The following is a 22,039-nucleotide window of genomic DNA, read 5'->3' on the forward strand; positions in this document are numbered from 1 at the left end:
GTACCAGAAGAAATTAGAGTGTAAAAGATAAATTTACAACCCTAAACACTGGTAAAACAATGAAGAAGAAGCGATATAGTGAAAGCCAGATTATGGCTATTCTCAAACAACAGGAATCAGGTCTGAGTGTCGGACAAATTGTACGTGAACATGGACAAACCTGACGATGGCTCGACATCGGGTTTGCAGCGAGGCTACGTTTTATAACTGGAAACAGAAATATGGCGGCATGAACACCTCTGAACTCAAGCGGCTGAAAGACTTAGAGAATGAAAACAGACGATTGGACCTGCCGACCAAAGCCGTGCATTTGGGGTCCAGCAATTATATGCAGAAGTTAGTCTGGAAAATGCCGCTTTAAGGGAAGTATTGCAAAAAAAGTAAAAAGCCCTGCCGCTAAAAAAGAAGTAGTCAGGGAATTGATCACACATCCTTTAAGTATTGGCCATGCGTGCAGGATAGTCGCATTATCAAGAAAGGCCTATTATCATCACAAAAGTGAGCCTTTGGATGAAAAAGATATAGAAACTAAATTAACAACCTTATCCGAAAAGCATCACAGATGGGGATTCTGGAAGCTTTTTCATCGGTTCAGAAAACAACACAAAGAATTGGTTGTGAATCATAAACGCTCATACCGAATCTATTGTAAGTTAAGATTAAACTTGCGAAGAAAAGGCAAAAAACGTTTGCCTGAACGCATTAAGCAACCCTTGACTGTACCGGAGAGAAATAATTTGGTATGGAGTATGGATAAGTGGACCTGAGCTGAAGCTCATCGGTCCACCATGAGCGATGCTTTGACAGATGGCAGAAGATTTCGCACCTTCAATGTAATTGACGACTTTAATCGGGAAGGTTTGTGTCTAGAGGTGGATTTCTCTTTTGCTGCCCTGCGGGTAATTCGGGTCTTGGAAAGGTTGATTACTGTATATGGCAAACCGATGATAATCCGCTTAGACAACGGACCTGAGTTTATTAGTGGAAGATTAGATGAATGGTGCGAAAGGCAAGGCATCACGTTAGGGTTCATTCAACCTGGAAAGCCAACTCAAAATGCATTTATTGAGCGATTTAATGGTAGTTTCAGAAGGGAAATTTTAGATGCTTATTTATTTACAAGCCTACAACAAGTGCGCGAATTGAGCCAAGATTGGCTCAGAATTTATAACTTTGAAAGACCACATGAATCTTTACAAGATTTAACTCCTATGGAGTTTAAAGAAAAGTATATACTCTAACTTCTGCTGGTACCAAAATAAGGGAAGCCGACAATGTTTCAGCAAAGGCCAAAGGTGAACCTACTACAGGCATTGATTCGATGACCACAGCTTACTTAGAGCAAGATTTACCCACTATCCACCGGCTCAATGAGCAAGGCAATGCCAGATCATTTTTTGACATAGCGGTTAATGAGCGGAATCGAGACTGGATACCAGTGATCGTGAAAATGATCGCTACTCAGCCCACCTTTATAGCCATGGGTGCCGGGCATCTAGGAGGTGACCAGGGATTAATTCATTTATTACGTAAGCAAGGCTACAGCGTACTCCCTGTGTTTTCTACAACTAACTAGATCAGATAGATTGGAACAAGATATCTCCTGTATCGTCTATCGTAAATGTAAATGGTGTCAAACCTGCCCTTTTTCAGTGAGTGATAGGGAAGTGAAGAATGGAGAGGACGATGAAGGAGGTATACTTGAGTAGTGCAAATAAAAGGAAAAAGGCAATGGTACCTTAATAGGGATGGTTAAATTGCCCCTTTTTGTTAACTTAAAAAACAGGATTAAAAAACCTGCTCTCTGTCAACTCTTCATTTTAAAGTGTGAACTCCATTAATGGTGAAGGCGGCAATATATATACAGAAATTAATAAGTAGCTTTTTGTGCTCATTATTCCTTATTAAGCAATATTAAGCAATTCAAAAGATTTGAAGATGAGAAAATTTGAAAATTACAGATTGATTTCCAAAGCTTTACATGAAATAAATTTCTAATTTAAATCTGTATATGTACTCATTAGTATTAACTATTTATAATACCAACGACCATTTATATAGAAATGGTCGTTGATACAAACTACCCAAACTTTAAATTATTCACATATGAATAACCTCCCTTTACACCCTGCGCTAATTGGCCAATAGACGTTTGCTGAAAAGTATTTAACATAGTATTACGTATTTCTGCGTATTGTTCGTGCATTGGGCAAGGATGTTTGGCTGAGCAATTTTTCAAGCCCAATCCACATTCCCGGAATATCGATAGGCCATCAATGGCATTTACAATATTTATAATTGGCTCTTCTAGCTGGGATTGTTGGATATAAAAACCACCATAAGGACCTTTCAGCGAAGTAATGATCCGGTGCTTATTTAAGATTTGCAGAATTTTGGCGGTAAACGCTTCAGGAGCTTCTATTTCCCTGGCTATTTGTTTTACATTCAGCTTGGTTCCTTCTTTTGCCTGGGAAGCTACAAAAATAGCAGCCCTTATTCCGTATTTACATGCTTTCGAAATCATACAATACTCTATTATAATCTACTTTCATGTTTATGGCTCTACTTACTAGTCCAGAACTCATCGGGATAGTTATCCGGATTTGGAACGGCATGAGACTGTTCCAACGCTGCACCAATACGTTTGAGTTCCCCTTCAGTTAGTACCTCTTCCAGGTGGGGAAACAATTCCCTTTCTTCAAACCGAATGTGGGCTTCCACTAGGTCTGCCAGCCCAGTAGGAAGGCTATAGTCTGCTGTAGAATCTGCATCTGTTAGTATTTGTTTCATCAGTTCTCTGATTTGCTCATGCTGTTGCAAAGCTTTTCTACATGCATCGTCATTCACTTTCAGGAACATATATATTTCTTCTTCCTCAAAATGTGTTTGTAGATGGGTATGCCAATAATAACTTATATAGTTTTTAATCCTTTCAGCCGCTACATTTTTCTTGATACCCTGCCTGATTTTCCAGCAAAATAACAAGCCAAAATGATGGTCCCGGGAGAGGATTGCAATGTTTTCATCCCGTCTAAGTGGTTTTGGAGCCATAAGATGATCCTAATTAATCCATACATTGGTGCAGAAAAAAAGCAACTCCATGTAGGAGCATATATTAACGTTTCTTGATTTACACAATTGTAATTCTATCCTTTCCTCGTTGATCATTCATCCGGCGTTGAAAGGTAGTAGCCATAATCAAGCCTCTTCTTTTGGCATCCTGGGCCATGGGACCTTCAAAATGTGAATCTACAGTCTGATTAAACAGACTCAACCGCCTCTCAAAATGCACTGCTGTTACGGGCATGGTGGCATGTTTGGCAAACGGATTGCATACATATTCTTTCACCCCGAATAGTGCCGCATTCCAGAATGTGTACATTTTTTCCAAATGCAGTACCCAGTAGGTAGAAAGCCGGTAGTTAAAAATGGGTGCCAGTAACTCATCTTTGGCCACTTTGCCATAGAAATCATCCACCATCAGCTTAATGTCCTCCAGTGCTTGTATATCGTGTTTTGTGTTCATTTAATTGGGAATGCTTCCTGACATAATGTGATAATAAATGGCCCAGCCAACAAAAGCGACAATTAATACCCACAACCAGCTGGGAATATGACGGGGCGTTTCGCTTCCGTCAATAATGAATTTTTTTTGATCCCCTTTGCTATAGGCATTGACCATCAGGGGTACTATACCATCCACCACATCATTCTCCTGCAACCCTTCTACTTCAATGGCAGGTCCATTGCGGACTTTAAAAGGAATTACTTTAACTCCTTCCTTTCCTGACCATTCCTGGCTCACTATTTTTAACTGATGAAGCCCATCGGAAAGTTTCCTGGTATCCAGTTCGAATTTTACAGGCGTTTCAAACTGGGCAAAAGGCTGGGTTTCATCATCTATAAATAGTGTTACTTTACTTTTTGGTTCCATATGCCTTTCATTTACTGATCAATAAATAATCGTTTTATATGTGTTTCTGAGGATTCACCTGGTTTAACGAGCCATTTAACGGTATAAAATAAGGTTATCAAAACCAATACTGCGGTTATTCCCACAATTACCCAATCCCAGTTATTTTCAGGGCCTGCGCCATGGGTTATTCCTTTAAGTATTTTAGGCTGTTGCGCTTCACATACCGGACAAGCTATACTCCATTTACTGATGAGCAGCAGGATAATGAGTAGGGTATATTTTTTCATAAAAAGTTTATTTACTTGATAACTGTAAGCCTTTGCCAAAAACAAAATTCATCTATTGAGGAGTTTCTTTACCAATCAGCTCCATGATTTTTTTTACCTCTGCTGCTGTTACTTTCCTAGCCGCATTTCCCCAACTGGTTCGCTCATGATTCATGATGGCGGCAACAGCTTCCGGTTGTAATTGATTATTGATACCTACAGCAGGCATTACACCAAAAGCCGGGTTGGCATCATATCCCTGCATAATGATTTTTACAAAAACTTCCGGGTTTTCGTCCAGTACCACTTTGCTCTCCTTTAAAGGCGGAAAAGCGCCTTTTAATCCTTCTCCGTTTGGCTGGTGGCACGCCTGGCAATTAGCACTGTATAAAGCTTGTCCGTCCGGAAGGGCCGCTTCTCTGGGATTACCCACCATTTCTTTTACGTCCTGTTTTTCAGCTTTATAAAGGAATGCCGGCTCAGGTGTGCCATCGGGCAAGGGCGTTTGCTTTAACGATTGCAGATAGGCTACCAGTTGCAGAGCTTCCTGGGATGCCACCAGGCTTCCACTACTCTTTTTCCCCAATTCATCCGGAACAGTAATCACTATATCCTCTTTTCCAGGGTTCTGTTTTTCAACAAACAACCAGGGATAAGCAGGCATAATAGATTGAGAAACTACGGCTCTGGGATTGTATAAATGCAGCAGATGCCAGTCGGAACTAGGCTGCCGGTTACCAATATTGATCAGATCCGGGCCGGTGCGTTCTGTTCCCATCAGGGTAGCGGTATTGCGCCAGAAATCTGTCCGTTTGATAGCCGCATAATCCGCAGAAACGCTGGGTCTTGATCCCCACATTTTGTCCATATCTACATTTCTTACCTGCTGGGTATGACAGGCTACACATCCTTCAGCAATATAGATCATCTTCCCTTTTGCTGCTTCTTCACTTAAGGCTACTGCTTGTGGCAGTGGCGCATTATTGTTCTGATTGCTGATGGCAGGTAGTATAGCAACCGCCACAGTTAGCCCCAGGAAAAGCAAAAGTGCGGCACCAAATAAGTATTTATGATTATTGAAGAAATCCATATTTACATCGTTGAGGGTAAAGGCTGGGCTTGTTTGTCAGAAGGCTGCCCTTCCATATATTTCAAAGCAAGCTCTTTGATATCAGGCGAGGTTTTTTTAGCGATCATCTTGTAGAGATTGAAAGCAAATATCAGGTGGGCAAACCACATCATACTTCCCCCTATTGCCCGCCATAGCCAGTAAGGGCCATCAATACCACACTGTCTATAAAGGGTTTTCCTTCCATCCAGCTTAACCCTTTTAAGGTTCCCCCGATCATAAGTGGAATATTATAGAACATAAGCCCGATAAGAGCAATCCAGAAATGAGCACCCACTAAAAGCTGAGGAGGTTCTTTGCCAGTTAGCCTGGGAACCATAGCATAAATACCTGCCCACATAAAAAAGGAGATAATGCCATACATGGTTATGTGTGAATGGGCAACGGTAAAATCTGTAAAATGCCACAGCAGATTGGTATAGCGGAAAGCTTCTACAGTTCCTTGTAATGAGCCGGTAAAGTAAAAGATAATGCCCACCAGAAAGAAGGGCAGCGTATAACTATCCCGTAGTTTATTCCATGCGCCTCTGAAAGTGAGCAGGAAGTTAGCCGTGCCAGCCACCACCGGAATGACCATACCCACACTTCCCACAATGGCTGTTGTTTGCAGCGACCATGGGATAGAGCTGAAAATAAAATGATGCGTGCCGATAACAGTATAAAACAGGATCTGTGCCCAGAAAGCCAGTATGCCTAAACTATACGAATAAATCGGGCGGTTAAGTTGCTGCGGCAAGAAATAATAGATGAGTCCGAGGGTAAAGAGCATAAACCACATGCCTACCCCCTGGTGCATATAGTATCCCTGAATAATGGATTCACCCAGGCCATTTTGCCAGTAGGGTACATAGGCTATAATACTAATAACAATCACAAACATGGTGGCCGCTATGATATACCAGTTAGATACATATATCTCTTTGGTTTTACGGTTTGCCACAGTCAGGAAAAAATTCCTGAGGGTCAGAACTATGCCTATGGCAAATAACAGCATAACCGGCCAGATGTACTCTCTGAATTCACCGCCCCCATTGTTTATGCCTGCTGCCAGGAAAACGGTGCCCAGCACAACGGATGCATTGATGAGCATTAAACTGAGCCAGCCGTGTTTAATGCTATTGATAGAAGTATTGCTCACCATAGGCACCACGTAATACGCAAGACCTAGCATGGCCAGAGAGGACCAACCCCAGAACACAGAGTTGGTATGAATCGGGCGGAGCCTGCCAAAACTTAACCAGCTCACCTGATCTACATCGGGAGCCACAAACTTAATTCCTAAATATTCACCGATAGTGGTTCCGAAAACAAGCCAGAAAGTAGCCGTTCCAATAAACCACAGAATCAATTTTGAAAGTCTGGGATCAATAGCCGGCCTGGGAAGGGCTTTACGTTTAGGAGCTATAAATTGCGGACTGACATGTTCTATGCTTGCAACCACTAGTCCTCTGGCGTCTTTGGGAGATAGTGTTCCTGAAAGCTCATTCGCTTTGGTCCTGTATTCTAGATTTATCTTTCGCTTTTGAAGTAAAGCCAACTGCTCTTCATCCAGTTCATTCAGATAGGTGGCAAAATTTCTGGCTTCCTGCTTTACTTCACTCTTTTCAATTCTTCTAAACAGGTTTTTCAGTTTATAAACAAGGATGATAATCCCAACAAGCAATGGAAGCAAAAAGAGCAATATCATAATCACAATGCCTGGCTCTGAGACTGAAAAGCTTCCTTGTTTTGTTGCTTGCTGCGCAAATCCATCGGTTATGGCGGCAAAAAAGCCAACCAACACCAACAGGGTTCGTTTGTGATCAGCAATGAAAGCGGGCAAATGTTTACCTTTTGTCATGAGCCTTTATTTGATAAGTAGCATTTTGAATGGCTCATTTGCCTTGAGTGAGTGCAATTGTCCTTCTTTAAAAACAACACATGTACCATGAAGGGCTTCAAAGGTTTCTTCTTCTAGGGTAATTGTGGCTGTTCCCTCCTGGATAACTACCAGAACATCTGAATTGGCTTTATGGGTTTTCAACTCTGCTCCCTGGGCAAATACATAGAGTATGGCTTTTCCTCCCCCAGAATTAAGCAGCGCCTGACTACTAATGCCTTCTGTGGGATACCGAAAATCTTCTAGTATACTATATCTGGTAACTGATGCTTTTTCCATAGGTGATTACTTTAGTTTACATAGTTTTTTGAATAATTACTTGCTACACGACTGGCCCATCTTGCAAAGATTTCCACTCAAACCGGTCACCGCGGTGGCTTTTCAACAAATGATAAAATGACTTTATATGATGGTCATTTTTAAGTATAAAAGACTCTCCCACTTTTAAGTTATCGAACTTTTCGAATAAGATCTTATGCTTGATATGAGGTAATAAAAGGGTCACATCTAGAATAAATGAAGATTCCATAGCTTCCGGGGTCCAGATAAGCAAATATACGGATAAAATCTAAAAAGGACAATTTTATCCGAAATGATTACAACTAAAAATATAAAACCGAGTTACTAAAAGGTGTTATAAGTTTTCCTCGGTTTAATAAAAAATACAATTGTCAGCCCCCCTATTTTTCAGACGGAAGCTGGAAAGAAAAAATTATTCGCATTAAGATTAGCTACTTCTTTTAGAGTTACTCGAAAGGGAAAGTTAATTTAACTCCCCTAGGTGTTGCACAACTCAAATCAATTGATAAGCTGACCTGACCAATCTTTTGAGTGATAAAAGCCTAGGAAGACGATCAAAAAGGCTCAAATTTTTGATTTAACAGAAATTGCGGCGGGGTGTCAAAGATAGAAAATATTTGTGCAACAGCCACCACCCTTTGGGTTAACTCAGAAATATTTAGATATATAATCTGCTCTCTTTACAGCTTCCACTTTTGAAGGGCAAGTCCTATACACATGTATCCAAAAGATTAGAGAAAAGGTATCACTAATTGTTCAGAAAACAAAAGTGATTCAAACGCTTCGCCATCAGCTTGCTCTATTAATTTATCTAATTACTCGATTAACAATTGATTATTTAGCCAAAGAAGTAAAAACTTCTTCTACTTCCTCTTTAGTAACGTAGGCATTACACTCTACGCTACTAAAGAGGAAGTAGAAGAAGTTTTTTGCAACTCCAGGCTTAATACCGTTGCTGGTCGTTAGTGGGAGTCAGCGGATTGATTGGGTTAATTTCACCATTGATGGTGGTGCCGCTGCTCGAGAAGGCTCCGGCACGAGCTAGAAAATCAAACGGAAAATTTAACTTAGGTTTGCTGACCTCTTGAAGGGCTGCCAGGTGTTGGGGTTGCAGTTGAACATCCAAGGCAGCCAAGTTATCCTTTAGTTGGTCAAGTGTACGGGCTCCCAGAATGGTAGAAGTGACACCGGGTTGTGTTTGTACCCAAGCCAGAGCTACACGGGCAGGCGTAGTACCCAACTGTCCGGCAATATTTATCAATACATCGATAACTTTATAGCTCTGTTCATTCAGATTATTGTCTACCCAGGCGCCCCGGTCGGCTTTAAGCTGTCCGGCATTGTCTCGCCGGTATTTACCACTCAATACACCTGATTTCAGCGGAGACCAAGGGGTTACGCCTAGTCCCATCTCTTTGGCCATCGGCATTAGTTCGCCTTCTACGGTGCGTTCCAATAAATTGTATTCAATCTGTAAAGCAATCAAGGGAGCCCATCCCCGTAAGCGGGCAATCGTCTGGGCTTCGGCCACTTTCCAGGCGGGTGTATCTGAAAAGCCAATATAGCGTATTTTTCCAGCGGTTACCAGGTCGTCCAATCACCGCAAAGTTTCCTCAATTGGCGTAAATTTATCCCAACAGTGTAACCAATACAGATCAATATAGTCAGTTTGTAGGCGGCGAAGGGAGTTGTCGCAAGCGCTCATCAACGATTTACGGTTGGCTCCCCCAGCATTAGGGTCACCTGAATAGAGGGTTCCGAAAAACTTAGTGGCAATTACCACCCGGTCCCGACGGTGCGAGTGCCGGCCAATATGATCCCCGATAATTTTTTCGGAGTGACCAAAGGTGTATACATTGGCTGTATCCAGAAAGTTTCCGCCCGCATCCAGGTAATGATCCATAATTGCATTGGCATCTTCAACGCTGGTTCCCCAACCCAGGTCTTCTCCAAACGTCATAGTACCCAGGCAGAAGGGACTGACTCGCAGGCCTGAATAACCTACGGTAAGATAGTGATTTAGTGGCATAGAAAAGTAAAGGTTAAAATTTAGCTTGGTATAGGAACAAACGTATTCCTCATGCAGTAAGCTAGCAGACGAATAGGGCTTCAAAATATTCTAAATTAAGTGAAGTAAGTACACACTTGGGTTATAATGCACGGAGTATTTACTGATAAAGCATATGCCATCTGACCTTCTCCCATAACTTCAGATATTGTATAGGTTAAGAAAAATGGGGAAATAAATTAACTATCCCTCTGGCTTTAACATTTATTCAATCGCAAAAGAATTAATCCTTAACTTATCGTCTAGTCAAAGGTGGCAAGTTCACGTTTGGCTTGCTCAGTGAAGTGGACACCAGCGCAGTTGCCAGCGGATATGACACCCATTATGAGCTGGATGTGAAGAGGCTTGACTTTGTCTCTCCGGGTAGCTCTATGGTGGCAACAGCACAGGATGTAGGAATATTCCTGAGGGCATTGAACCAGGGCTCCTTGTTGAATGAGCAAGAACAGGCTATTTACTCCTCTATTTATGAGTATGAGCATACTAGTTTGCTACCCGGATATCAGAGCATCGCAGGCTATCACAAGGGAATCGACACGGTGGTCATACAATTTGTCACCACCACCGGTGGGGACACCTGGACCATATCGGATATCGTATATAGCCGCATCGTGCAAATTCTGAGCAAATAAAAAAACTGTATGGCCACTATTTTTCAGACCAGCATATGGAAGAAAAGTGAGTAGGTTAATCCCAAAGAATGAACTCTTTAGTAGTTAAGTGAAAGGGGAAGTTAATTTAACTATCTCTTTGAGGTATTAGGGTGACCCGTTTTCCTGCAGCGGCCTAGCGCAATTGTTATCCGTTTAAATTCTTTATCAACTTTAATTTTATAACTTGTGCGTTTACATAATTATTATCTTAACAACTAGCCGCTCAAAGCTGGGAGCTTTAGTTTCTGCTGAGTAGGAATAAGTGCCACTCTCACAATAGCATATTGTGTCAGGAATTGGTTTTAAACCTATTAATGCATTCTTCCTTGTAGCTCCTTCCAATCGGCAATTGTATTCCCTGTACTTCTACAAAATTTGAATGAAAACTTTCAATTTTTGCAATAGAAACTATATAGGATCTATGTATGCGTATAAATTGATCTTCCGGTAAAAGTTCTTCCAACAAACTAATTTTATGTTTTGAAACCATTACTTTCTCTTTCAGTTTTACTTTAATATAATCTCCCTGGCTTTCTATCCATACAATATCCGCTACATTGATTTTTACCGTTTTTCTTTCCACTTTCAGATAAACAAAAGCATCCTGAGCGTGAATATGATTCTGATTTATTTGATAACTACTCTTATTGGCTTTTTTAATACTGAGCAGGGCAAACACTTTGTCTATTGCTTTAAGAAAACGGGGAAAAGAAACAGGTTTCAGCAGATAATCAACAGCGTTTAATTCAAAACCTTCTACAGCATAGTCTTGAAAAGCGGTGGTAAAAATGACCTTGGGAGGATTTTTAAGGCTTCGTATCAGCTCTGTGCCTTGTAATCCCGGCATCTTTATATCCAGAAATAACAGGTCAATGGTTGATTTCTGTAAAATCTGAAAGGCTTGCAGCGCATTAGAACATTTAGCTGTTATTTCCATTTCATCAAAATGCTGCAGATATCTTTCAAGGATATCAAGTGCATAAGGTTCATCATCTACCAGCAGAACTTTTAATTTTACATTTGCTTTATTCATCTACTCTTCTCTGATTGGGTAATTTACAAATAATCCTTTTGTATATATTTTATAAACGAAGGTGTATAAAATATATACAATAAAAAACAAGCTCAGGGGATAAACCTTATTTGTGATGCAGGAAAATATAAACAAACCTATTTGCAAGTACCCGATTAACAACGTACAATGCAAAATAGGATCAGCCCTTAATTTTTTACATACTGAAAGCAGCTAACTAATGGGGGGTAATGCCTATAGATGAGTGTTCGAAGTTCTGTTGAACATGCTCAAGCAATATTAACTCAGAAAAAGGGATTGATTATGTTACTTCAAAAGGTTGCTTATTGTTGAAACAACAGGTTTCTGTTATTATTATCTGGACTTTGATACATGAATAACCTTTCATATAATACCCAACTGCCCATTTTTACATTTCTACTCTCTTATTCAGGTCCACTTCTAAAATTGCCAAAAACATATCCTCTTCCCGAAATACCCTGAGCCGGTGAGCGGATGGATAAAGAATTTCCAGTCTTTTTTTAATATTTGATAAACCGATTCCATCTGTTTTCTCACTGGCTCTCTCGTTTAATTCTTCGTTTCCCGGCAAATCTTTGTCAGGAATACTATTAGAAACCTTGAATTTTAGCTTGTCAGTTTTCAAATATAGGTCAATGTTAATCCAGGCTTGTGTGAGTTCCCTGCTTGCGCCATGTTTAAAGGCATTTTCCACGAGTGGTAACAGCAGCAGCGGGGCAATTTGCGAACTAGACAAGTCGCCTTTACAATTGAAGTTCAGATCCAGTCTCTCTTTATAGCGAATCTTTTCGAGCTCAATATAACTCTCTACAATCCGGACCTCTTTGGTAAGTGGTATGGAAGCTGAATTACATTCATAGAGCATATACCGCAACATTTCTGAGAGCTGGAGTACTACGGAAGGAGCCTGTGGCGAATTTTGCAGGGTAAGGGAATAGAGGTTATTGAGTGTATTAAACAAAAAATGGGGATGCACCTGGGCTTTTAGCAGGTTTAATTCTGCTTCCATAGCGGCTTGCCTTCTCTCAAACCACATCCGGAAAAAAGTAATACCCAACCCTATCCAGACAATAATATTACTTTGTTCAATGGCATTCACTATATGAATAGGATCTGTTAATTGCCTAATAAAAGGGTCATGAATATTATAAGATAAGCTCCATCCTGCTTTTGTGTACGCTTTGCTGATTAAGGGATATAGCAACAAGATTTCGTTGAGGCGAAAGAGCAAGGCGGCAATCAGGCCTGTACACAGGATACTTAACGTGAGCCATGTATATTTTCTTTTGTAGAGAAACCGCGGAAGAAGGTATTTAACCACAACATAGTAATAAAATATATTTATTGGCATCACAAGCAATACAAGTGTAAATCCGAACCAATAGTCTGGCAAACCCGGCCCATAAAACAGGGTCAGGATCAAGGTTGCTGTTACCCAGAAAATACTATCTGGCAGGGCTTGCTTCCATTGGAAATGGCGGAGAGAAGAAAACATATGTTGGCAATACAATACTGTGGAGAAGATAGCAAGTGGTCTCCAAATTTAAAAGGTGTATTCCTTTTTAACAATGTATAGCAGACATAAAACCTTTTCAGTAGCCAGACTGCACTTTTTTAACCAGAACTGAATGTGCATTCAGTTCTGGTTATTCAACATCTATCTATGCTGTTCAACGATTAATCCGGTTATCTGCCTTTGAAAGCTTTTCCAGACATAAAGTACAAGGATTTTCAACCTATACTTGCAGGGTAATTACGCCAAAAAGAAGTTTGATTCCTGTAATCAATAAGAAAATGGTAGGAAATAAATACGATTCACATTCTAGAACAATTCAAAACCCTGTTATAGGTGACAGGGTCAGTTTTATTAACACCGCCAGGGAAACTAACAATGAATATACCCTGGTACAAGTGGAACTTGCTCCCAAAGGAGGCAATCCCTTGCACTATCACAAAACGTATTCAGAAACTTTCTATGTATTAAAAGGGAATCTTGGTTTGCAGCTGGGAAACCAGAAAATGACTCTTAAAGAAGGTGAAAGCTTCGCCGTTAAAGCCTTTGAAATCCATAAATTCTTCAATCCTTCAGATGCTACCCCTGTTATTTTTGATGTTAAGTTAGAACCTGGCTCTTCAGGATTTGAAAAATCGCTACAGGTACTCTATGGCCTGGCAAGGGATAAGAAAACCAATAAGAAAGGCATACCTAAAAGTCTGTATGATTTAAGCTTATTTATTAGCTGGGGAGATTCTCATATGCCAGGAATACTTTCCTTGCTGGAGCCGCTCATGAGCATACTGGCTAAAAAAGCTGTCAAAAAAGGGAGAGATCAGGAATTGATCAAGAAATACTGTACTATATAGTTTCCTTTTTCAGGCAATAGCATATCAGCCAGCCAATATAAATCCTTTATATTCTTAATTTTTTAAATCAATCAGGCTAAATCTGCTTGTGAAAGAAGCAGTGTGCCTTTTATTAGGTGAACTGCCTGCAGTTGGCTTTGATTTCTCCACGATCCATTCCCGTTTTATGAGCCAAATAATTGTAATAAAGAAATATATATTCCTGTTTAGTTTACTGCTTTCGCTGTGCTTTTTGATGCATTGCAAAAAGGATGATGATATATTGAAAAGTAATCCGCCACCTCAGCAAGAGCCGGATACCCTTACTACCGGCGCTGAAATATCTGCAGAACGAAGGGTTGAAATATTTGAGTCGGTAAATCTGTATTTGAATGAACTTTCCTGGAGCGACAGAGCAGGTACGCATAGCGCTATTGTCGATCATCTGAAAAAATACCCTGAGTTTGACAAGGTAGAGTATGATGAAACGGCAGATAATATTATTGCCAGGTTTACCGATGGAGCCATTTATATGATGGTCAATAACAGAAACACGGAAAATGATATTCCTGAGCCTGATTATAGCAATCTAAGAACCTCCAGCAATCAAAAGACTACCGCCTATGAGTATCCGGCTATTCCATCAAGCAGCAATGTGTACATTTTTAAAGGCGTCGGCAACTACTTTAAAAGTTCATCTGTGGGAAGTACTTTTTATAAGTTTCTCTTCGACTATGAAAAAGAAAAAACAGGCTATACTACAAAGATCCTGGATGCCACTATTGAAAACCTGAAAACCATCAAGGATGCCGGCGTATTTTATTATTGTTCGCATGGAGGAATGGGAAGATTTAAAGACAATCCGAAAGATACCATTTACGGATCATGGACTACCGAAAAAGTGACGGTAGACTCAGAGAAAAAATACAGGAAGGAAATCAACAAACGGGAGCTGGTCTACATGGATGCCTACGACAGGCATGAAAATGGTAAAACAATCGCAGAAACCCATTTTGCGATTACCTCCAGGTTCGTAGATAAATACATGGACTTTCCAAAAAACAGCCTGATCTATCTGGATTTGTGTCAGAGTTTCAGGGTGAAGGATTTCTGGTGGTCTTTTCATAGCAAGTCTCAAGGTACAGCCACCGTAGCCGGATGGTCTGATAATGTAGGCGATGATGATGCACACAAAGCAATTTCCTTTGTATTCGACAGGCTCCTGGGTGTAAATATACAAGGGTATTCCACTGTAATTCCTGAAGAAAAGCCCAAACAAAGATCATTTGATTTTCCATCTGTTTATAATGATATGATCAAGAGAGACCTTGTAAAGTCAATACCTTATCAGTCGAGGCCATATCAGGTGGCTTTTCTGAAATATCAATCGGGCCCTAATAAAGATATTGTGCTCAGGCCATCCATCTCCTATATGCAAGTATATGAATATTTCGACTGGTTGTTTATTTACGGCCTTTTTGGGGAAGACCCCGGAGCAAGCAAGCGGTCTGTAACCATTGACGGGGAAGCAACTGAAGTTCTGGAATGGACCCCTGTCATGGTGAAATGTAAGATCAAATCCTCGGGTAAAGGTTCTGCTGGGGATGTCATTGTAAAAGTAAAAGACAATGAAAGCCGCCCCAGAATCCTTACTGAATGGAGAGGAGAACTCACCTACAAACGGCCCTCTGCCGGATCGTATATGGAAGAAGTCACTATACAGATTCATTTGAGAAGAGATGTAGCTGGGTATAGAAAAGGAGCAGGCCATTCTCCAGAGAAAATTGATCACTCACCGTTTACCGGCCCGGCTAACGATAGTAAAGCCTTTTTCAAAATGGGAGGCTCGGCAAAGTATGTAAGCAAATCAGGAGATTGCACCTATACTTATTATGCAAACTGGGTATCCAGGCAGGGAGAAATAGGCCTTTTTGATGTAAAAAATCCTATGCAGGAAGGCTTTTTACTTATCAGTACGGAAAAAGAAAATGGGTTTGAACTAAAAGGCTTAAGTTTTACCTCCATAAAACCTTCCCAAAACTCCCTGTACAATGATTGGGCATGTAATTCGGGAAGCGGCACCTCCGACAAAGCGTACGATGACATGGCTTTAGAAAATCCAGGTGCAAATTTTCAACTTTTTAATTTTCAGTTTGACAAGGACTTTATGATTAAAGCAGGAAAAATAACCGGAAAAGGATTTGACCGCTCAGGAATAGAATATGCAGACGGAAACATTCCTGAGTTTGGTATTACACTGGAGTGGAAGGCCATGAAACCCAATTTTCCTCCTAAACCTGAGTATGCTTTATAACAGATTCACGCAGGTATAGTGTACAGAACACAAGTCAGAAAGAAACAAATATCCTGATCTTCTTGAGCTGCCTCCCTGTGCAAGCTGATTTCTATCGTAAAAAATATCCATATATTTTTTTATACTATGATTACCAGAGTATTACTTATGGCAGCTTTACTATTCTATAGCTGCAAAACAGAGTCTACAACAGCCAATCCTGATAATCCGGAAGATCCTGCCTGGGGCAGCCAGCCTCCACTTCCAGTAGTAAATGGAGAAGCTACATTTCATCTGAGCGGAAACGAATTTTATGTCAATGTAATGGGTAATGCCGAGCCTCGCAGCCCAAATTTCCCTGCCTTACCTATAAAAAAAGGAGTGCTTCGTGGGTATGTGGCAGATCTAAGTGGCAAACCTTTAAAGGGAGCCTATATAGGTGTTCGGGTCACGGTAATAGGTGGTTCATATAGTGGGGCTTCCGCAGAAACAAATGAAAAAGGCTATTATGAAATAGATCTTCCTATCGGAGCCGTACAGTATTATGCCACTGGCTATACCATTGATTACGGACAGGGAAGAGCGGTGGTAGGGTTGTGTCCGGCAGATGATAACACATCCGGGTTTGCTTCCGAAACCGGGAGTGTAGAAAATTTTATTCTTCAATCCTATGGTATTGGCAATAAAGATAATGCTACTCAGCATCCAGGCCATTCCACTACTTATTATGGAGGCGCTATCAACCTCGATTACCAGGTAGACTGGGATAATAACAGACCTAACTATTTGCCTCCGGATGGTGAAATTGAGTTGCTGCTTACCCCAGAAGAGCCAGGCTTGTATGGAGAAAATAAGTCTTTCAGGATTTTTAAAAAGATTGGCTATTCTGAATTGAACATTGTAAATATACCGGTAGGAACATATTCCATCCAGGCAAAACTTACCGATGGCAGAGCATTGAAAATGCGCGAAGTGGGTACCTATGCCGGCTATTATCCTGCTTTTGGCTTAAAACCATCTGAAGCGGTAGGTACTGCCAGTATTCTTTTTACGCCAGTTGTTCAGCGAACGCCCCAAATGGTGCCTGCCCATAGTGGCAATTGGGAGGGTACACAAATAGAGCTGGAGTTGCCCTAACCAACCTGCCTAATCAGGAAGTCTAAACCAGATAGACATTATTGCAATGACGCTTTTGATTCCATTGCTGAGGTTTATTGGCTAAGAAAATCATTTACATTAACTATCTCATACCAGTGAAAATATTTAAAATAACCGCTATTGCAGTAGCTGCCTTGATACTAATAGTGGTAGCAGCAGGCATTTATGTAAAAACCGCTTTACCAGATACAGGACCCGCACCGGATATTACTATTGAACGTACCCCTGTACGGCTAGAGCGGGGCAAATACCTGGCAAACCATGTAGCCGTATGTATGGATTGCCACAGCAAGAGAGACTGGAATCTTTTTGCTGGTCCAATAGCTGCTCATTTTGGCGGGGGTGGAGAAAAATTTGACCAGCAAATGGGATTTCCAGGTGTATTCTATGCACCTAATATTACTCCTTATGCCCTGGGCGAATGGAGCGACGGGGAAATTTTCAGGGCCATTACGACCGGGGTTACGAAAGAAGGAAGGGCTTTATTTCCATTAATGGCCTATCACCGGTTTGGCCAGTTAGATCAGGAAGATATCTACAGCATTATTGCCTACATTCGTGAACTGCCCCCGGTGAAAAAAGATATTCCCAGGTCCCAGGCAGATTTTCCGGTGAACTATCTGATTAATACGATGCCCCAAAAAGCTAATTTTACTAAGCTTCCTTCAATGCAGGATCAGCTAGGTTACGGTAAATATCTGATTACAGCCTCAGGTTGTGTAGATTGTCATAGTAAAACAGACAAAGGAAGTGTGATCAAAGGTAGCGAATTTGGAGGTGGGATGGAATTTGTTAGTCCCCATGGCATTGTGCGTTCTGCAAACATTACAATGCATAAAGAAACAGGGATTGGTAGTTGGAGCAAGCAAGCCTTTATAAAACGCTTTAAAGCCTATGCGGACAGCAGTTATATTTCTCCCAAACTACAACCAGGTGAACTGAACACCCCTATGCCCTGGACCATGTATGCAGGTATACAAGAGGCAGATTTAGAAGCTATATATGCCTACCTGGCCTCTATTACACCTATTGAAAACAGGGTAATAAGGCTTGAAAAGAAAACAAGCAAGTGAAGGAATCAACAATAAACATAATACAACTGGTATTATATTCCATATATAAGAGAATGTTTTGAAATATTATTCGGTTTTTCTTTTGAGCAGAGTATCAATAAAGGCTAATTGTAGCATGGCTTCCGAACTTTCTGTGTTTTTTTCAAAATCACGGCTCAACCTACGCTTAAAATTGAGCCATCCGTAGCTACGTTCCACTACCCAACGGCCCCCTGCCGGGACAAAGCCTTTCACGCTTTCAGGCTTTTGTACAATTTCTACACTCCATCCATATTGTTTTTTCACTTCTTCCACAAAAGTCTCTGTGTAGCCATTATCTGCTTTCAGGGTATGCAGGCGGGCGGACTTGCCCTTCAACTTAGCTGCTAACTCATATCCTGCTGTGGTGTCTGATATATTAGCAGCTGTAATATGCACCGCCCAGGGGATACCTAAACAGTCCACAGCCAGATGTCTTTTTCTGCCATTCACTTTTTTATTGCCATCTATGCCTTTATCCTGACTGGTAAATTGTATAATCTTAACACTTTGGCTATCAATGGCCAACACGCTTGGCAGGGCTTGTCTGCCTGCTTTTTTTCTTTCTCTGCCTGCTAAAAAAGCTAACAACTCTTCAATAATGCCCCGCTTTTTCCTGAGGTGTACCCTGATGTTCGGACAGCAATCGGTGAGAAATAAGATGGATAAGTTTCTCACTATATTTGCACTTTTCCTGTGTTGGTCTGAAAATATACCTGAGCAGGAGTAAGGTAATCTAACGACTGATGTGGCCGCTGATAGTTATAGCGGGTAAAGTATTGATCGATACCCGACCAAAGTTCCTTTCCATTAATGGGAGCACATAAATATACGTATTCATATTTAACATTGCGCCACAATCGTTCAATAAAAACATTATCTAAAGCTCTACCTCTGCCATCCATAGAAATACGAATGTCTCTAGTTGATAACTTATCAGTAAAAGCCGTAGCTGTAAACTGCGATCCCTGATCTGAGTTGAAAATCTGTGGCTTTCCGTATTGAAAAGAGCTTTCTAATGCATCCAGACAAAAATCTACTTCTAATGAGTTGCTTAACTGCCAGGCTAATACAAACCTAGAGTACCAATCCATGACGGCTACTAAATACATGAATCCTTTGGCCATTGGGATATAAGTGATATCTGTACTCCATACCTGATTGACTTGCTTTATTTTTACTCCTCTCAACAGGTAGGGATAAATTTTATGTGTCGGATTTGCTTTACTCAAGTTTGGCTTAGGATAAACTGCTTCTAACCCCATTGTCCTAAGCAATCTGGAAACTCTCTTATGATTTACCTGATAACCTTTCTGTCCTAGAAACCACTGCATTCGCCGAATGCCATAATAGGGAGTGTCCATGTACTGTTCGTCTAACAGACGCATTAGCAATAGGTTTTCCTCACTTTCTTCGCAAGGTCGGTAATAATATCCCGAACGATGTAAGCCCAGCAGTTCACACTGCCTTGCGATACTGAGACCGGAATGGGTCGGATCTATTAGCAATCGTTTCTGAGAATTATCCCACACCTGATTTTTTTTTAAGCCAGTCAAGTTCTACCTGTAACTGGCCAATCTGCTGGTATAGTCGGTCTAACAATGATTGCTGATTTTCTTTTTTCCCTTTGGTTTCTTCTTTAAAGACTTCCATCCCCTCTTGCAAAAGTTGCTTTTTCCAAAGACCTATTTGGGTAGAATGTACTCCGAACTTTGCTGTCAGCTCACTTATCGTTTGTCTTTCTTTAACAGCCTCTAAAGCTACTTTGAACTTAAACTCGGCTGAGTAGCGCTTGCGTTTGTTTTCCATTAGTTGTATTTTTCAAATAGTTAAGTTATTAGTTTCCATCTTAACTATCTGTCCCATTTTTGGGGTACACTATAGCCAGGCAGATATTGGAATAGCTGTTGGGGAGGTATGCAGAAAAATGGGGACCAGCGAAGCTAGCTTTTATAATTGGAAGAAAAAGTTTGGTAGCTTAGATGTATCCGAACTTCGCAGACCTGAGTTCAGACAAACAGATGCTGCAGGATGTAGGGAGGATCCGATGCTGACGCAACGTCGCTGATCCAAAAAAGCTTTAAGGCGGATTTATTTGAAAGGGTTGGCCAATAGCTTGATGGACGAGTATAGAGTTTCTTGTAAACGAGCATGTGCAGTGGTAATGCTACACCGGTCAGTGTGGTATTGGTATTATAAATCTTAGGCCAGAGATTCATCCTCGTCAGAAAAAGAATGCATGAGATAGCGCAGGTACGTATCCACCCACTATGGCTTCTGGCGCATCTTTATCCTGCTTAGAAGAGAAGGATTTAGAAACAATCATAAACGGGTTATACCGCCTATATCGTGAAGAAGGATTGAATCTGCGTAGTAAAAGACCCAAGCGTAATAGAGCTTGTGTTCATCGGCCGGAACGGCCACAAGTCTCTAGTATCAATCAATGTTAGAGCATGGATTTTGTAACTGATCAGCTATTTGACGGGCGTAAATTCAGAGCCTTAACTATAGACCTGCTATAAGTGTGCATCGGCTCTATAATTTTAGTCGTCAATGCCTGGCCATTTATGTGGGCCAGTCATTGAAAGGGGAAGATGTGGTAGGAGTAGTGGAGTATATAAAAAATGGTGTTTCTACAAATTCAAATTGATAATGGAAGTGAATTTATCTCAAAAACTTTAGATAAATGGGCATATGATAATTGAACTTGCTACCTTTGACTGGAGGATAAAAGATAGGCAGATTTAATAATGTATTAAATTTGGAACTATGAAAAGACACGTATTTGATCAAGCATTTAAACAGATGGCCGTAGAGTTATCTTATGCTAAAGGATCAGTGAAGATAGCTGCCCAAGAATTAGGGATAGATCCTGGCAGCTTAAGTAAGTGGCAGCAGAGTGAGCAGGATAGCAATGTAGTTCCCGTTGAGAAGCCTATTCTTACAGCAGAACAGTTAGAAATCAAACGCTTACAGAAGGAGTTGAAGGAGGCCCAATGGGAGCGCGATATCAGGACCCGATGCCCACATCGTCTGCTGGTCCAAAAAAGGCGGTGGGCATCTTTTCCAGGAGCGAGGGGACATATTCAGGTTTATAAAAAACCACAGGGAGATATTTCCTATCGAAAAGATGTGTAAGGTGATGAAAGTAAGTGTAAGAGGATACTATTACTTCCTCAAACACCCTGTCAGTTCCACAACAGCCAAAGAACAAGAATTAATAGCCGATATTTATAAAATATATAATAGCAGCAAAAAACACGGATCCCAATCAGGGCTTGCTCTGAGATCCATGGCAGCCCTAGAATTACCAGTGAATTAACAGAACAGGGTATTCGCGTCTTACGTCCACGGGTAGCTCAGTGGATCCAGAGGCAGGCTCTGTCGCAGATCCATGAAAAAAGCAAACATTAAAAGTATAATCCGGAGAAAATATCGGGTGCAGACGACAGATTCTAAGCATGAGTATAGTGTGGCCCAAAATGATCTTAACAAAGATTTTTCTGCACAAACAACCGGTCAGAAATGGGTGTCTGATGCGGACCTGCGACAAAGCCTGCATTTGGGTCCACTTATATCAGAACAGGCGAAGGATGGGTATACCTAACGGCTATATTAGATTTAGCTGACAGAAAAGTAGTGGGTTGGGCAGACCTAAAATGAGATTTTATCTCAGGTCCAAGTGAGACCATGAAAGCTACAGATATGTGGATACTAAATTGCTCTGTTCCAAGCCTCCACTTTTTGAGGGAGGTCTAATAGGCCATTCCCTTCTGTAGAATAAGTATCTAAATAGAGGGTAAAAATAAAAAATGGAGTTCCCCCAAATAAGTGAGTGAAACAAAAGAATGCCATTATATAAACTACACCCTGGCTATGTGTTTCATAG

At 40.9% G+C, this 22,039-nt stretch carries 23 protein-coding genes and 2 pseudogenes; 10 read left to right on the forward strand and 15 right to left on the reverse strand.

Translation table 11 applies throughout. From position 1 onward, the window contains the following. Nucleotides 1-59: 59 nt before the first annotated feature. Nucleotides 60-1,241: pseudogene (locus GXP67_RS10030) on the forward strand (IS3 family transposase). An 80-nt stretch (nucleotides 1,242-1,321) separates the two neighbouring features. Continuing rightward, a complete protein-coding gene (locus GXP67_RS10035; RefSeq protein WP_162443007.1) occupies nucleotides 1,322-1,576 on the forward strand; it encodes a TraB/GumN family protein in 255 nt (84 codons plus the stop codon). 504 nt (nucleotides 1,577-2,080) lie between these two features. Here GXP67_RS10035 and GXP67_RS10040 read toward each other — a convergent pair. From GXP67_RS10040 to GXP67_RS37340, 11 genes and pseudogenes are all read right to left on the reverse strand, one after another. Next, the gene (locus GXP67_RS10040) at nucleotides 2,081-2,524 is read right to left on the reverse strand and encodes an RrF2 family transcriptional regulator (RefSeq protein WP_162443008.1); all 444 of its coding nucleotides are present in this window, start codon (nucleotides 2,522-2,524) and stop codon (nucleotides 2,081-2,083) included. A gap of 38 nt (nucleotides 2,525-2,562) precedes the next feature. Further along, entirely contained in the window at nucleotides 2,563-3,051 is a 489-nt protein-coding gene (locus GXP67_RS10045; protein WP_162443009.1) for a hemerythrin domain-containing protein, read from the reverse strand. 79 nt (nucleotides 3,052-3,130) lie between these two features. Then, nucleotides 3,131-3,526 carry a group III truncated hemoglobin gene (locus GXP67_RS10050; RefSeq protein ID WP_162443010.1) on the reverse strand — a complete coding sequence of 132 codons (396 nt, stop codon included), beginning with the start codon at nucleotides 3,524-3,526 and terminating at the stop codon, nucleotides 3,131-3,133. Continuing rightward, nucleotides 3,527-3,934, reverse strand: a complete 408-nt coding sequence (locus GXP67_RS10055; RefSeq protein ID WP_162443011.1) for a cytochrome C — start codon at nucleotides 3,932-3,934, stop codon at nucleotides 3,527-3,529. Between the two features lie 11 nt (nucleotides 3,935-3,945). Next, entirely contained in the window at nucleotides 3,946-4,203 is a 258-nt protein-coding gene (locus GXP67_RS10060) for a hypothetical protein (RefSeq protein WP_162443012.1), read from the reverse strand. 52 nt (nucleotides 4,204-4,255) lie between these two features. After that, nucleotides 4,256-5,272, reverse strand: coding sequence for a cbb3-type cytochrome c oxidase subunit II (locus GXP67_RS10065; protein WP_162443013.1), 1,017 nt, complete (start codon nucleotides 5,270-5,272; stop codon nucleotides 4,256-4,258). A gap of 2 nt (nucleotides 5,273-5,274) precedes the next feature. Continuing rightward, a complete protein-coding gene (locus GXP67_RS37335; protein WP_232065093.1) occupies nucleotides 5,275-5,424 on the reverse strand; it encodes a hypothetical protein in 150 nt (49 codons plus the stop codon). An 8-nt stretch (nucleotides 5,425-5,432) separates the two neighbouring features. After that, the gene (locus GXP67_RS10070; protein WP_232065094.1) at nucleotides 5,433-7,151 is read right to left on the reverse strand and encodes a cbb3-type cytochrome c oxidase subunit I; all 1,719 of its coding nucleotides are present in this window, start codon (nucleotides 7,149-7,151) and stop codon (nucleotides 5,433-5,435) included. A 6-nt stretch (nucleotides 7,152-7,157) separates the two neighbouring features. Beyond that, a complete protein-coding gene (locus GXP67_RS10075; RefSeq protein ID WP_162443014.1) occupies nucleotides 7,158-7,469 on the reverse strand; it encodes a cupin domain-containing protein in 312 nt (103 codons plus the stop codon). A 43-nt stretch (nucleotides 7,470-7,512) separates the two neighbouring features. Next, nucleotides 7,513-7,719, reverse strand: coding sequence for a DUF2249 domain-containing protein (locus GXP67_RS38245; protein ID WP_394351974.1), 207 nt, complete (start codon nucleotides 7,717-7,719; stop codon nucleotides 7,513-7,515). Nucleotides 7,720-8,433: 714 nt separating this feature from the next. Further along, nucleotides 8,434-9,519, reverse strand: a pseudogene (locus GXP67_RS37340) (aldo/keto reductase). Nucleotides 9,520-9,842: 323 nt separating this feature from the next. On the opposite strand from GXP67_RS37340, the gene GXP67_RS10090 reads away from it, so the two are divergent. Beyond that, a complete protein-coding gene (locus GXP67_RS10090) occupies nucleotides 9,843-10,190 on the forward strand; it encodes a hypothetical protein (RefSeq protein ID WP_197901672.1) in 348 nt (115 codons plus the stop codon). 310 nt (nucleotides 10,191-10,500) lie between these two features. Here GXP67_RS10090 and GXP67_RS10095 read toward each other — a convergent pair whose 3' ends face one another. Together GXP67_RS10095 and GXP67_RS10100 are read right to left on the reverse strand one after the other, a co-directional pair. Further along, entirely contained in the window at nucleotides 10,501-11,244 is a 744-nt protein-coding gene (locus GXP67_RS10095) for a LytR/AlgR family response regulator transcription factor (protein ID WP_162443016.1), read from the reverse strand. 409 nt (nucleotides 11,245-11,653) lie between these two features. Continuing rightward, nucleotides 11,654-12,760, reverse strand: a complete 1,107-nt coding sequence (locus GXP67_RS10100) for a sensor histidine kinase (RefSeq protein ID WP_232065095.1) — start codon at nucleotides 12,758-12,760, stop codon at nucleotides 11,654-11,656. A 299-nt stretch (nucleotides 12,761-13,059) separates the two neighbouring features. Here GXP67_RS10100 and GXP67_RS10105 point away from each other — a divergent pair, with 299 nt between their 5' ends. From GXP67_RS10105 to GXP67_RS10120, 4 genes are all read left to right on the forward strand, one after another. Then, nucleotides 13,060-13,629, forward strand: coding sequence for a cupin domain-containing protein (locus tag GXP67_RS10105; RefSeq protein ID WP_162443017.1), 570 nt, complete (start codon nucleotides 13,060-13,062; stop codon nucleotides 13,627-13,629). Nucleotides 13,630-13,717: 88 nt separating this feature from the next. Further along, a complete protein-coding gene (locus GXP67_RS10110; protein ID WP_162443018.1) occupies nucleotides 13,718-15,922 on the forward strand; it encodes a hypothetical protein in 2,205 nt (734 codons plus the stop codon). Between the two features lie 126 nt (nucleotides 15,923-16,048). Continuing rightward, nucleotides 16,049-17,038, forward strand: coding sequence for a carboxypeptidase-like regulatory domain-containing protein (locus GXP67_RS10115; protein ID WP_162443019.1), 990 nt, complete (start codon nucleotides 16,049-16,051; stop codon nucleotides 17,036-17,038). Nucleotides 17,039-17,154: 116 nt separating this feature from the next. After that, a complete protein-coding gene (locus GXP67_RS10120; RefSeq protein WP_162443020.1) occupies nucleotides 17,155-18,132 on the forward strand; it encodes a c-type cytochrome in 978 nt (325 codons plus the stop codon). A gap of 66 nt (nucleotides 18,133-18,198) precedes the next feature. Here the strand turns inward: GXP67_RS10120 and GXP67_RS10125 are convergent, their stop codons facing one another. Both GXP67_RS10125 and GXP67_RS10130 read right to left on the reverse strand, forming a co-directional pair. Further along, nucleotides 18,199-18,828: an IS5 family transposase gene (locus GXP67_RS10125; protein ID WP_162443021.1), complete on the reverse strand. Its 630-nt coding sequence runs from the start codon at nucleotides 18,826-18,828 to the stop codon at nucleotides 18,199-18,201. After that, nucleotides 18,828-19,959, reverse strand: a protein-coding gene (locus GXP67_RS10130; protein WP_232064550.1) for an IS3 family transposase whose coding sequence is annotated in 2 segments (ribosomal slippage) — nucleotides 18,828-19,686 and nucleotides 19,685-19,959 — 1,134 coding nt in all. Because the reading frame shifts where the segments join, the coding sequence is not laid out codon by codon here. The genes GXP67_RS10125 and GXP67_RS10130 overlap by 1 nt, the downstream gene beginning before the upstream one ends. 118 nt (nucleotides 19,960-20,077) lie before the next feature. Between GXP67_RS10130 and GXP67_RS38250 the strand changes: the two genes are divergently transcribed. The 3 genes from GXP67_RS38250 to GXP67_RS10145 all read left to right on the forward strand — a co-directional run bounded on the left by GXP67_RS38250 (nucleotide 20,078) and on the right by GXP67_RS10145 (nucleotide 21,757). Continuing rightward, nucleotides 20,078-20,218 carry a hypothetical protein gene (locus GXP67_RS38250; RefSeq protein WP_394351975.1) on the forward strand — a complete coding sequence of 47 codons (141 nt, stop codon included), beginning with the start codon at nucleotides 20,078-20,080 and terminating at the stop codon, nucleotides 20,216-20,218. Between the two features lie 701 nt (nucleotides 20,219-20,919). Next, complete coding sequence (locus GXP67_RS10140) at nucleotides 20,920-21,288, forward strand: transposase (protein WP_162443024.1); 369 nt, start codon at nucleotides 20,920-20,922, stop codon at nucleotides 21,286-21,288. A gap of 256 nt (nucleotides 21,289-21,544) precedes the next feature. Further along, nucleotides 21,545-21,757, forward strand: coding sequence for a hypothetical protein (locus tag GXP67_RS10145; protein ID WP_162443025.1), 213 nt, complete (start codon nucleotides 21,545-21,547; stop codon nucleotides 21,755-21,757). The last annotated feature ends 282 nt before the right edge of the window (nucleotides 21,758-22,039 follow it).

Origin of the sequence: Rhodocytophaga rosea (assembly GCF_010119975.1) — a bacterium.
GTDB classification, from domain to species: domain Bacteria; phylum Bacteroidota; class Bacteroidia; order Cytophagales; family 172606-1; genus Rhodocytophaga; species Rhodocytophaga rosea.

Bases quoted from the DNA above. Each gene is read 5' to 3' on its own strand.
- GXP67_RS10070 (WP_232065094.1), bottom strand. From the start codon at position 7,151: ATGACAAAAGGTAAACATTTGCCCGCTTTCATTGCTGATCACAAACGA.
- GXP67_RS10035 (WP_162443007.1), top strand. From the start codon at position 1,322: ATGACCACAGCTTACTTAGAGCAAGATTTACCCACTATCCACCGGCTC.
- GXP67_RS10145 (WP_162443025.1), top strand. From the start codon at position 21,545: ATGAAAAAAGCAAACATTAAAAGTATAATCCGGAGAAAATATCGGGTG.
- GXP67_RS10050 (WP_162443010.1), bottom strand. From the start codon at position 3,526: ATGAACACAAAACACGATATACAAGCACTGGAGGACATTAAGCTGATG.
- GXP67_RS10105 (WP_162443017.1), top strand. From the start codon at position 13,060: ATGGTAGGAAATAAATACGATTCACATTCTAGAACAATTCAAAACCCT.
- GXP67_RS10075 (WP_162443014.1), bottom strand. From the start codon at position 7,469: ATGGAAAAAGCATCAGTTACCAGATATAGTATACTAGAAGATTTTCGG.
- GXP67_RS10115 (WP_162443019.1), top strand. From the start codon at position 16,049: ATGATTACCAGAGTATTACTTATGGCAGCTTTACTATTCTATAGCTGC.
- GXP67_RS10095 (WP_162443016.1), bottom strand. From the start codon at position 11,244: ATGAATAAAGCAAATGTAAAATTAAAAGTTCTGCTGGTAGATGATGAA.
- GXP67_RS38245 (WP_394351974.1), bottom strand. From the start codon at position 7,719: ATGGAATCTTCATTTATTCTAGATGTGACCCTTTTATTACCTCATATC.
- GXP67_RS10140 (WP_162443024.1), top strand. From the start codon at position 20,920: ATGAAAAGACACGTATTTGATCAAGCATTTAAACAGATGGCCGTAGAG.
- GXP67_RS10065 (WP_162443013.1), bottom strand. From the start codon at position 5,272: ATGGATTTCTTCAATAATCATAAATACTTATTTGGTGCCGCACTTTTG.
- GXP67_RS10100 (WP_232065095.1), bottom strand. From the start codon at position 12,760: ATGTTTTCTTCTCTCCGCCATTTCCAATGGAAGCAAGCCCTGCCAGAT.
- GXP67_RS10040 (WP_162443008.1), bottom strand. From the start codon at position 2,524: ATGATTTCGAAAGCATGTAAATACGGAATAAGGGCTGCTATTTTTGTA.
- GXP67_RS10045 (WP_162443009.1), bottom strand. From the start codon at position 3,051: ATGGCTCCAAAACCACTTAGACGGGATGAAAACATTGCAATCCTCTCC.
- GXP67_RS10060 (WP_162443012.1), bottom strand. From the start codon at position 4,203: ATGAAAAAATATACCCTACTCATTATCCTGCTGCTCATCAGTAAATGG.
- GXP67_RS10055 (WP_162443011.1), bottom strand. From the start codon at position 3,934: ATGGAACCAAAAAGTAAAGTAACACTATTTATAGATGATGAAACCCAG.
- GXP67_RS37335 (WP_232065093.1), bottom strand. From the start codon at position 5,424: ATGATGTGGTTTGCCCACCTGATATTTGCTTTCAATCTCTACAAGATG.
- GXP67_RS38250 (WP_394351975.1), top strand. From the start codon at position 20,078: ATGGGGACCAGCGAAGCTAGCTTTTATAATTGGAAGAAAAAGTTTGGT.